This is a genomic window from Flavobacterium sp. GW823-FHT04A11 (genome assembly GCF_058796535.1).
Genome location: NZ_CM179503.1, coordinates 1,889,464 through 1,902,788, shown reverse-complemented (window position 1 = coordinate 1,902,788; position 13,325 = coordinate 1,889,464). Strand labels below are relative to the sequence as shown.

2 protein-coding genes are annotated in these 13,325 nt (G+C 38.9%); both read right to left on the bottom strand.

Annotated features, from left to right (window positions below):
• Nucleotides 1-2: 2 nt before the first annotated feature.
• Nucleotides 3-914, bottom strand: a complete 912-nt coding sequence (locus tag AC3QL1_RS08255; RefSeq protein WP_492496688.1) for a PorP/SprF family type IX secretion system membrane protein — start codon at nucleotides 912-914, stop codon at nucleotides 3-5.
• A 49-nt stretch (nucleotides 915-963) separates the two neighbouring features.
• Complete coding sequence (locus tag AC3QL1_RS08250; RefSeq protein ID WP_492496686.1) at nucleotides 964-12,876, bottom strand: HYR domain-containing protein; 11,913 nt, start codon at nucleotides 12,874-12,876, stop codon at nucleotides 964-966.
• Between the last annotated feature and the right edge of the window lie 449 nt (nucleotides 12,877-13,325).

Sequence of the window (13,325 nt, the reverse complement as noted above, 5' to 3'; positions counted from 1 at the left end):
AATTAAAAGAATCGTGGAGATGTCATTTTATTATAATTATTAAAAAAGTCGAAACGCAAAAATATTTCGTGTGATCCTGAATTGTATTTTCTCAAATTAGTGGTTTCGTGATCGTAACCATATCCAATATACAAACCATTTGTAATTTGAAAACCTGCCATAGCACTTACAGAAGCGCTCCAACGGTAAGCCAAACCAACAACAAATTTATCATTGAACATAAAATTTCCTGAAACGTCAACCTGTAGCGGAGCTCCTTCGACCATTTTGGTTAATAGTGCCGGTTTGAATTTTATATATTCCAATTTATCTAAATTAAATACATAACCAGCCATAAAATAATAGTTGATTTTTTCCTTATAAATCGCAACATCATCATCACTATAACGATTTGTCTGAATGAAATTAGGAACTGATAATCCTAAATAAGCTTTATCTGAATGCCAGTAAACTCCGGCTCCAACATTTGGTGTGAATTTATTTTGTAAATCCTGAAATTGCGGATCATTCTGATCTTCATAAGTCAATTTGTTTACATCAAGATTAAAAAGATTCGCCGTTCCTTTTATTCCGAAAGAAAGCTTATATGATGAAGAAGTCTGAATGCTGTAAGACAAATCAGCCGACAATGTATTTTCATTCGTTGGTCCGATTTTATCATTCACCAAAGAAACTCCCAATCCTAAATTGCTGTTATTTAAAGGTGTATTTACAGAAAAAGTACTTGTTTCAGGCGCGCCATCAAGTCCAACCCATTGCGTACGATATAACCCAAAAACACTTAAAACACCACGAGAACCTGCATAAGCCGGATTAATTTCGATAGTATTATACATGTATTGCGTAAATTGAGCATCCTGTTGTGCGGAACACACAACCGAAAAAAACATAAAAACTAAAATTAATTTTTTCATTTAATAAGTTTTAAAAGCGGCTTAGCAAGAACTAAACCGCATTCTTTTTTTATTTATTGATATATAAATACCCTGATTTTTCATGCTGATTTGATTCACTATCTCTATATTTTAGAATATAGAAATAAGTTCCAACCGGCAATCCTTCAGATTGTTTAATCGTTGTGCGTCCTGCTGAGAATCCAACAAAAGCTCTGTCTTCATTGTTATAGTGATCAATATCAAATACTAAAACTCCCCAACGATTGTATATTTCAACTGTATTATCAGGATAACATTCTAATCCTCTGATGTAGAATCTCTCATTTTTCTGATCTCCATTTGGAGAGAAAGCATTAAGAACTTCAATCTGACATCCGTTTAGAGGTAAAACTGTTGGTTTGTTTTCTGCATTATTGGTATCGTCAGACTTATCTTCTACGATAACTCCTCTCGCACTTTTTCCTTGTACCGTTGCCTGATTGGTTACGCTTCCGTTATTAATATCGGTTTGCGTAATTTTATAAACAGCGCTAAAACTATTTTCATCAGATTCGTTTACCTCTAAATCAATTGCATCTCCGGAAAGTATAATTCCAGGCAATAAATCTGTAACCATGATTTTTACTAAAGGAACATTACCTGTATTTGTTATTTTGAATTTGTAGGTAATCGTTTCACCAGCATTTGCAAATCCATTTTTGTTTTCATCATTGAAATTTGCCGTTTTAATGATTGCAATTGCCGGAACTTCAACAAAAACAGTTAAAGTTGCCGTTGTACAATTTGATGCGTTTGCTTTTTCACAAATCTGATACGTTAATGTATAACTTCCTCCAGGTGTATTTGGTAATACATTTACTGTTCCATCTGAATTAAATTCAAAATGAGGATTTGGTGTATTTGAAAGTATTACATCTGAAGCATTTACCGGTAAACCACCTAATAAATCATTGTCTAAAACATTGATGAATTCTAATTGTCCGTTGATTCCGTCTACTGCAATTTCTCCATCATTATTCGCAACAATTGGTTTTGTTGGAGTAACTCCTATAACTGAATTCACTTTAATACGCACAATCGCCTGACTGCAATTTGTTGCATTTAGTTTCTCACAGATTTGGTACGTAAGTTCGTAAGTTCCCGCAGGTGCATTTGCTCCTAATCTCACGGTTCCGTCAGGATTTAATGTTAAGAAACCTGTTGGGTCCGGTGTCACAATTGTAAGGTTAAGTTCACTTGGCACAACTGCGATTCCATTGTTAGTATCATTATCAAAAACACTCACAAAAACTTGTGGCTGTTTTGATTCAAGTACTGAAGGAATTACATCAGGATTTGCGTGAAGATCTCCGTTTGTAACCACAATTATAGAAATGGCACTATCACAATTTGTTGGATTAGTGATCTCACAAATTTGATATTCTACATTATAGTTTCCTGCCGGAGTATTTGCCGGAACGGTCACTGTTCCGTCTGCATTTAATACAAATCCTGTTGGAAGCGTCACCGGTGAAAGTTTTACATCTCCGGGATTTGTTCCAATAACAACCGGTAATCCGTTTAAGGTATCGTTGGCAACTAATGTTTCTGTTGTTCCGCCCACAACTCCATTAATTAAAGTTGTAGTTGTTTCTGTTGCTGCATTAATTGTTCCTGCCTTCACTTCTACTTTTATTGAAGCCGAACTACAATTTGTTGGGTTCAGTTTTTCACAAATTTGGTAAACAATTTCATAGTTTCCTGCCGGTGCATTTGCTCCTAATGTTACTGTTCCGTCAGGGTTTAATGTTAAAATTCCTTTTGGATCTGCAGTTACAATTGTAAGATTCAAATCATTTGGCACAACCGCTACACCGTTGTTCGTATCATTATCAAAAACATTTACAACTTTTTGTGGTTGATTTGCTGCAATTACTGAAGAAATCACATCCGGATTTGCCTGAAGTCCATCGCCTGTAACCACAATTATTGAAGTAGCATTATCACAATTTGTTGGATTACTAATCTCACAAATTTTATATTCTACATTATAGTTTCCTATCGGAGTATTAGCTGGTACGGTTACTGTTCCATCAGCATTTAATACAAATCCTGCTGGAAGTGCTACTGGTGAAAGTTTTACTTGTCCAGGATTTGTTCCGATGACAACTGGATTTCCGTTTAAAGTATCATTAGCAACTAATGATTCTGTTGTTCCGCCAACGACTCCATTAATTATAGTTGTTGTAGTTTCTTCAATTGCATTAATAACCGATGTACCTACTGTTACCTTTATACTTGCCGAACTACAGTTTGTCGGGTTCAGTTTTTCACAGATTTGATAAACCAATTCGTAAGTTCCTCCAGGCGCATTTGCTCCTAAAGTTGCTGTTCCATCAGGGTTTAGTGTTAAATATCCTGTTGGATCTGCCGTTATCACTGAAAGGTTCATATCGTTTGCCACAACTGGTAATCCGTTGTTGGTATCGTTATCAAAAACATTGATCAAAGTTACTGGCTGGTTTGTTCCGATAACCGATGCAACCACATCCGGATTTGCTACTAAAACTCCACCTGTAACCACAATTATTGATGTTGTGGTATCGCAATTTGTCGGGTTTGTGATTTCACAGATGCTGTATTCTACATTATAATTTCCTGCTGCGGTGTTGGCCGCAACGCTTACCGTTCCGTCTGCATTTAATGTTAATCCTGTTGGAACCGTGATGCCTGTTAGTTTTACCTGCCCAGGATTTGTTCCGATAACTGCAGGGTTTCCGTTTAAGGTATCATTTGTAATTAATGAAGCTGTAGTTCCGCCAGTATTTCCGTTGATTGATGGTGTAGTTTCTGTAACCGCATCAATACCTGGTGCGGTTACCGTTACTTTAATTGTAGCCGAACTACAGTTTGTTGGGTTTAATTTTTCACATATTTGGTATGTAAGTTCATAAGTTCCCGCAGGCGCGTTCGCTCCAAGTGTAACTGTTCCATCAGGGTTTAGTGTTAAAACTCCTTTTGGATCTGCCGTTACCACTGAAAGGTTCATATCGTTTGCCACAACCGGTAAACCATTATTGGTATCGTTGTCAAAAACATTTACCAAAGTTGCTGGTTGATTTGTTCCGATAACCGATGCAACCACATCCGGATTTGCTATTAAAACTCCGACTGTAACCACAATTGTTGAAGTTGTGGTGTCGCAGTTTGTCGGGTTTGTGATTTCGCAGATGCTGTATTCAACATTATAATTTCCAGCTGCAGTGTTAGCTGCAACGCTTACTGTCCCGTCTGCATTTAATGTTAATCCTGATGGAACTGCGATGCCTGTTAGTTTTACATTTCCTGGGTTTGTTCCGATAACTGCCGGGTTTCCGTTTAAGGTGTCGTTTGTAATTAATGAAGCTGTGGTTCCGCCAATGTTTCCGTTGATTGATGTTGTAGTTTCTGTCACCGCATCAATACCTGGCGCGTTTACCGTAACTTTAATTGTAGCTGAACTACAGTTTGTCGGATTCAGTTTCTCGCATATTTGGTAGGTAAGCTCGTAAGTTCCTGCAGGCGCGTTTGCTCCTAAAGTCGCTGTTCCGTCAGGGTTTAGTGTCAAAACTCCTTTTGGATCTGCCGTTACCACTGAAAGGTTGATGTCGTTTGCCACAACCGGTAATCCGTTATTGGTATCGTTATCAAAAACATTTACCAAAGTTGTTGGCTGATTGCCCGCAACTATTGATGCAACCACATCTGGATTTGCTACTAAAACTCCGCCTGTAACCACAATTGTTGATGTTGTGGTATCGCAATTTGTCGGGTTGGTGATTTCACAAATGCTGTATTCGACATTATAATTTCCCGCTGCAGTATTTGCTGCAACACTTACTGTTCCGTCTGCATTTAATGTTAATCCTGTTGGAACTGTAATTCCCGTTAGTTTTACCTGTCCAGGATTTGTTCCGATAACTGCAGGGTTTCCGTTTAAGGTATCGTTTGTAATTAATGAAGCTGTTGTTCCACCAGTAGTTCCGTTGATTGATGCTGTGGTTTCTGTTACGGCATCAATACCAGGAGCGTTTACTGTTACTTTAATTGTAGCCGAACTACAATTTGTCGGGTTCAATTTTTCGCATATTTGGTAGGTAAGCTCGTAAGTTCCTGCAGGCGCGTTTGCTCCTAAAGTCGCTGTTCCGTCAGGGTTTAGTGTCAAAACTCCTTTTGGATCTGCCGTTACCACTGAAAGGTTCATGTCGTTTGCCACAACCGGTAATCCGTTATTGGTATCGTTATCAAAAACATTTACCAAAGTTGTTGGCTGATTGCCCACAACTATTGATGCAACTACATCTGGATTTGCTACTAAAACTCCGCCTGTAACCACAATTGTCGAGGTTGTGGTGTCACAGTTTGTCGGGTTGGTGATTTCACAGATGCTGTATTCTACGTTATAATTTCCTGCCGGTGTATTGGCCGAAACTGTTACTGTTCCGTCAGCATTTAATGTTAATCCTGTTGGAACCGTAATACCTGTTAGTTTTACCTGCCCCGGATTTGTTCCGATAACTGCAGGATTTCCGTTTAAGGTGTCGTTATTTATTAATGAAGCTGTTGTTCCGCCAGTAATTCCGTTGATTGATGCTGTGGTTTCTGCAACCGCATCAATTGTTGGCGCATTTACCGTCACTTTAATTGTAGCCGAACTACAGTTTGTCGGGTTTAATTTTTCGCATATTTGGTAGGTAAGCTCGTAAGTTCCCACAGGTGCATTTGCTCCTAAAGTCGCTGTTCCGTCAGGGTTTAATGTTAAATATCCTGTTGGATCTGCCGTTACCACTGAAAGGTTCATGTCATTTGCTACAACCGGTAATCCGTTATTGGTATCGTTATCAAAAACATTTACCAAAGTTGTTGGTTGGTTTGTTGCGATTACAGACGCAACCACATCCGGATTTGCTATTAAAACTCCGCCTGTAACCACAATTGTTGATGTTGCGGTGTCACAGTTTGTCGGGTTGGTGATTTCACAGATGCTATATTCTACGTTATAGTTTCCTGCCGGAGTATTTGCTGGAACACTTACCGTTCCGTCTGCATTTAATGTTAATCCTGTTGGAACCGTAATGCCTGTTAGTTTTACATTTCCGAGATTTGTTCCGATAACTGCCGGGTTTCCGTTTAAGGTATCATTTGTGATTAATGAAGCTGTGGTTCCACCGATATTTCCGTTGATTGATGCTGTGGTTTCTGTAACTGCGTCGATTGTTGGTTTTCCAACTACAATTACCGAGATTGCTGTATCACAGTTTGTCGGGTTTGTGATTTCGCAGATGCTGTATTCAACATTATAATTTCCAGCTGCAGTGTTAGCTGCAACGCTTACCGTTCCGTCTGTATTTAATGTTAATCCTGTTGGAACCGTAATTCCAGTTAGTTTTACCTGCCCAGGATTTGTTCCGATAACTGCCGGATTTCCGTTTAGGGTATCGTTATTTACTAATGAAGCTGTTGTTCCGCCAATATTTCCGTTGATTGATGCTGTGGTTTCCGTCACTGCATCAATTCCTGGCGCATTTACCGTTACTTTAATTGTAGCTGAACTACAGTTTGTCGGGTTCAGTTTCTCGCATATTTGGTAGGTAAGTTCATAATTTCCTGCGGGTGCATTTGCTCCTAAAGTTGCTGTTCCGTCAGGGTTTAATGTTAAATATCCTGTTGGATCTGCCGTTACAACTGAAAGGTTCATGTCATTTGGTACAACAGCTACACCGTTATTGGTATCGTTATCAAAAACATTTACCAGAGCTGTTGGTTGGTTTGTTGCGATTACAGACGCAACCACATCAGGATTTGCTATTAAAACTCCGCCTGTAACCACAATTGTTGATGTTGTGGTGTCACAATTTGTCGGGTTGGTAATTTCACAGATGCTGTATTCTACATTATAATTTCCTGCTGGAGTGTTCGCTGCAACGCTTACTGTTCCGTCTGCATTTAATGTCAATCCTGTCGGAACCGTAATTCCAGTTAGTTTTACCTGCCCAGGATTTGTTCCAATAACTGCTGGGTTTCCGTTTAAGGTATCATTTGTGATTAATGAAGCTGTGGTTCCACCGATATTTCCGTTGATTGATGCTGTGGTTTCTGTAACTGCGTCGATTGTTGGTTTTCCAACTACAATTACCGAAATTGCTGTATCACAGTTTGTCGGGTTGGTGATTTCGCAGATGCTGTATTCAACATTATAATTTCCTGCCGGAGTATTTGCTGCAACACTTACTGTCCCATCTGCATTTAATGTTAATCCTGTTGGAACCGTAATTCCAGTTAGTTTTACCTGCCCAGGATTTGTTCCGATAACTGCCGGATTTCCGTTTAGAGTATCGTTATTTACTAATGAAGCTGTTGTTCCGCCAATATTTCCGTTGATTGATGCTGTGGTTTCCGTTACGGCATCGATTGCTGGTTTTCCAACTACCACTACCGAGATTACTGTATCACAGTTTGTCGGGTTGGTGATTTCGCAGATGCTGTATTCTACATTATAATTTCCTGCTGCAGTATTTGCTGCAACACTTACTGTTCCGTCTGCATTTAATGTCAATCCTGTTGGAACCGTGATTCCAGTTAGTTTTACCTGCCCAGGATTTGTTCCGATAACTGCCGGGTTCCCGTTTAAGGTATCGTTTGTAATTAATGAAGCTGTTGTTCCACCAGTATTTCCGTTAATTGATGTTGTGGTTTCCGTTACGGCATCGATTGTTGGTTTTCCAACCACAATTACCGAGATTGCTGTATCACAATTTGTTGGATTGGTGATTTCGCAGATGCTGTATTCAACATTATAATTTCCAGCTGCAGTGTTAGCTGCAACGCTTACTGTCCCGTCTGCATTTAATGTTAATCCTGATGGAACTGCGATGCCTGTTAGTTTTACCTGTCCTGGATTTGTTCCGATAACTGCCGGGTTTCCGTTTAAAGTATCATTTGTAATTAATGAAGCCGTGATTCCACCAGTATTTCCGTTGATTGATGCTGTGGTTTCCGTTACTGCATCGATTGCTGGTTTTCCCACTACCACTACCGAAATTGCTGTATCACAGTTTGTCGGGTTTGTGATTTCACAGATGCTGTATTCTACGCTATAGTTTCCTGCTGGAGTGTTAGCTGCAACGCTTACTGTTCCGTCAGCATTTAATGTCAATCCTGTTGGAACCGTAATTCCCGTTAGTTTTACCTGTCCAGGATTTGTTCCGATAACTGCCGGATTTCCGTTTAAGGTATCATTTGTGATTAATGAAGCTGTTGTTCCACCGATATTTCCGTTGATTGATGTTGTGGTTTCGGTAACTGCGTCAATTGTTGGTGCAACAACCGTTATTTTTACCGAAGCTGTACTACAATTAGTACTATTTATTTTTTCACAAATAGTATAATCAAATGAGTAAATACCTGCAGGAGTTTGCGCATTAACTGTTACTGATCCAGTTGTAGTATTGAAATTTAAAACTGACGGTAAAGTACTTGCCAGAGTAAGATTTACATCATTTGCAATTACATTACTACAATTTAAAAGATCATTACTTAATACGTTTGAAACAGCAATTCCTCCAACATATCCATTAAATGAAGATACAATATCATCATTCGCTTTAATAGGGCCAACTACTTTAACTGTCTGTGTACAAGTCTGTGTGTTTCCCGCAACATCTTTAGCTGTCCAGATTACAGTTGTAACTCCGATTGGAAAACTTGATGGTGCATTATTGGTAACGGTGATTGTGCCTGTACAATTGTCCGCTGTTGTTGGCGTTCCCAAAACAATTCCTGTAGCAACGCATGAGTTTGCATCGGCAACAGCCGTAACATTTGCAGAACAAGTAATTGTTGGTTTTTGGCTATCGTTTACTGTTACGGTTTGCGTACAAGTCTGTGTATTTCCCGCAGCATCTTTAGCTGTCCAGGTTACGGTTGTAACTCCGATTGGAAAACTTGTTGGTGCATTATTAGTTACTGTGATTGTTCCTGTACAATTGTCCGTTGTTGTCGGTGTACCCAAAGCAACTCCTGTAGCAACGCATGAATTAACATCGGTTACAGCCGTAACATTTGCAGGGCAAGTGATTGTTGGTTTTTGGCTATCGTTTACTGTTACGGTTTGCGTACAAGTCTGTGTGTTGCCCGCAACATCTTTAGCTGTCCAGGTTACGGTTGTAACTCCGATTGGAAAACTTGTTGGTGCATTATTAGTTACTGTGATTGTGCCTGTACAATTGTCCGCTGTTGTTGGCGTTCCCAAAACAATTCCTGTAGCAACGCATGAATTGTCATCGGCTACAGCCGTAACATTTGCAGGACAAGTGATTGTTGGTTTTTGAGTATCGTTTACTGTTACGGTTTGTGTACAAGTCTGTGTGTTGCCCGCAACATCTTTAGCTGTCCAGGTTACGGTTGTTACGCCAATTGGAAAACTTGTTGGTGCATTATTAGTAACGGTGATTGTTCCTGTGCAATTGTCCGTTGTTGTTGGTGTTCCCAAAACAATTCCTGTGGCAACGCATGAATTGGCATCGGCTAAAGCCGTAACATTTGCAGGACAAGTGATTGTTGGTTTCTGTGTATCGTTTACTGTTACGGTTTGTGTACAAGTCTGTGTATTTCCCGCAACATCTTTAGCTGTCCAGGTTACGGTTGTAACTCCGATTGGGAAACTTGTTGGTGCATTATTAGTAACGGTGATTGTTCCTGTGCAATTGTCCGTTGTTGTTGGTGTTCCCAAAACAATTCCTGTGGCAACACATGAATTGGCATCGGCTACAGCCGTAACATTTGCAGGACAAGTGATTGTTGGTTTCTGGGTATCGCTAACTGTTACGGTTTGTGTACAGGTTTCTGTATTTCCTGCAACATCTTTAGCTGTCCAGGTTACGGTTGTAACTCCGATTGGGAAGCTTGTTGGTGCATTATTAGTAACGGTGATTGTTCCTGTGCAATTGTCCGTTGTTGTTGGTGTTCCCAAAACAATTCCTGTGGCAACACATGAATTGGCATCGGCTACAGCCGTAACATTTGCAGGACAAGTGATTGTTGGTTTCTGGGTATCGCTAACTGTTACGGTTTGTGTACAGGTTTCTGTATTTCCTGATATATCTTTAGCTGTCCAGATTACGGTTGTAACTCCAATTGGAAAACTTGATGGTGCATTATTAGTTACTGTAATTGTTCCTGTACAATTGTCCGTTGTTGTCGGTGTACCCAAAGCAACTCCTGTCGCAGTGCATGAATTTGCATCGGTTACAGCCGTAACATTTGCAGGACAAGTGATTGTTGGTTTTTGGGTATCGCTTACTTTAACTGTTGAATCAGCCGAAGTATTTTCACAAGTTGTGGCAGTATTCGTAACTTTAACTTTGTAGTTTCCATCAGCTGTTACAACCAATGTGGATGCTGTTTGCCCGGAAATAATTACATTATCCTTATACCAAACATAAGCTGGAGAAGCTGCATTAGTAACTGCTGTTAAAGTTGTGGTATAACATGCTGTTAAAGATCCGGTTATTGAAGCCGTTGGAGTTGGATTTACGGTTACTGTTCTTGTCGAAATTGCATCAGCACAACCTCCGGTTCCGGTCACTTTATAACTGATTGTTGCAGTTCCCGGAGCAATTCCTGCAACCAATCCGTTTGATGAATTTACAGTCGCAATAGCAGTATCACTACTTGTCCATGTTCCGCCTGAGTTTCCATTTGATGTAAAAGTAGTTGTTCCGGAAATACAAATATTTTGTGTTCCTGATAGTGTACCTGCGTTTGGTGCAGTTGCCGTAGTAACTACAACTGGCTTAATATCAGAACATCCGGCAGCTGTGGTTCCTTTTATATAATATGTTCCTGCTGTAGCAGCGGTTGGTGTAGTATAAGCTGTTGTAGCAGCAGCATTTGTCCAGTATGAAAACGTTAAATTTGCCGTACTGCCGGCTGTGATTGCAGCAGCAGTAATATCAACTTTTGAAGGAGCACATACCGAAGCTGGATTGGTTACGACAACTGTTGGTAAAGGATTTGGTGTCGTTGAAACACTGGCTGAATTATTTGCTGAATTCGTATCCGGAACAGATGACGGAATTGTCGCAGTATTTGTGTAAACGCCACTAGCATTTACTTTTGCAACAATTTTTAATGTCTCTGCAACGCCTCCATTTACAGCACCAATACTCCAAACTCCGGTTCCGGAATTATAACTTCCTACTGATGGGGTTGCACTTACGAAAGCATAACCCGTTGGAAGTAAATCATTAACAGAAACTCCTGAAGCATTGTTTACTCCTAAATTTGATAATTTCACAGTAAATTCAACGTTTGATCCTACGCATGGAGTTGCATTATCAACTGTTTTTGTAATACCTAAATCGGTACATAAGGTAACGGTTACTGGTTTTGATTGTGTCTGAGCACCACAAGTTAAAGTCGATGCTACAGAGTATGAACCTGTTTTTGTTGCTGTGTATGTGTTTGAAGTAGCACCAGAAATAGCCGTACCATTTAGATACCATTGATATGGTGAAAATCCTGCAGGAGTTGTTAGCATTGCTGTGCTATTTGTACAGCCTCCTCCGGAAATATATGCCAAAGTTGGGTCTTCAGGCTGAACTGCAAAATTGGAGAAAAATCCCGCCATCGAGAATCCTCCTCCTTGTTGTACAATCGAAACTGTTAATTTGGCATCACTTGATATTGATAAAATATCCGGACTTCCTATCTGAGTATCTTCAAAATTAATTAAATACCAACCTGTGGTTCCTAATTGATGACGTGCCGAAACTCCTGATTTTGTTTCAATATCAACACCATTTACATATACTTTTGATACTGCATCTTTCAATAGAACATATCCAAAGTAAGGCAATGAACCTGTGCCATAATTTCTAAATTTTGCTGTTTCGATAAATTTAGATCCTCCACATTCTGAAACCGGAGCAATCGTTGAAATATCTACTTCACAAGATTGAGCTGTTCCTGAATAAACGACAACATTGTTATCGGCAAAAACTCTGGAAGCTGAAAAATTTGTGTTTGAAACTCCGTTTAAAAAAGTAAAAAAACTTCCAGCCGTAGCTAATGTTGTTGTTTTTGTTGATACTAATGCTCCGGTAACCGAATAAGTATCTACAACAACTTTTGTATTTGGTTTTGTTGCAATTACAGTAGTCTGCTCTGCAGTGTCATTTCCTTTTCCTCTTTCAATAAAATATTCTGAACCCAAAACTGCTTCTGGCGGAATCTGATTAAAAGCTCCGTCTCCACAACCACTTGGCATATCGATTGCGGCCGAAGTATTCATAACACTAGGGTTTGAAGTTTCAACCAAAGTACCAATAGCGGCTTTAAACAAATAACTTTGTCCTGCATTTAAAGTTGCAGTTACGACACCTCCAATGGTTACTGTTGTTCCATTTGTAATTGCCATTACACTGTAAATCGGACGCTGATCTCCGTAACTATTGAAATTTCCTAATGAACCATCTCTATAATATCCAACTCTAAATCTTATACCAATTCCGGCATCTCCAAAACTTGTCAATGCGGCATTTCCCTTAATGTCCTGATCTGTTCCGTCAGTTCCCAAAGCATCAGAAGCCACATTTCGTAAATTGATAGATATTGGCTCGCTTCCGGTAACAATTAAACCGGCTGCATTCAAAACTGTATTAAATGCAAAGGCAGGTGCAGCACTTGGTTTACCCAAAAATCTATATATTGCAGGTGAGCCTTTTGTAGCTGTAAGAGTGGTTACCGTTGTTCCGTCACTTTTTGCAACAGTAATATTTACTGTTGAAGTTGAATTAGTTGCAATAACAATTTCATTTGCTTTACTAAAGTATTGCCAAGGCGCAGGAGCAATATAGTGTTTCGTATAAAACTGCGCAGAAGCATTATAACTAATTAATAAAAGTAAAATAAAGAAGATTAGTTTAAATGAATTAAACTTTCTAAAAGTAAAGTTACACATAGAGAACTATTGTTTGAAAAATAGAGATATTAGAAGTTGAAAAAACTATAGTGTTTTTCAACATATAAGACAGATACGATAAAAGAAAGGAAATGGATTTTGAAAATCTCATAAAAGATTTTTCAATATCATTATAGCAAAGAAGTAGTGTTCGGACCATAAAAATATAAGGTTCAAGACTTACAATGTCTTTCAGTTAAATTAGTAGATTGGTGCCGCGAAAATATACCAAATAGCTCTATACTAGATAGTTTAGTCGATAAACTACTTGGAAAAACGTTAAACGACACATTTCGTCGACGAAATTTAACCTAAGTATGCAGGAAACTTAACTTATTATCAATAAAACAACAGAAAATTCTTAATTTTTTATTGATTTGGTAATGTTTTATAAATATACTGACAAAACCATAAAAAAATCTTACAAATATGAGATTTAAAAAATAGAT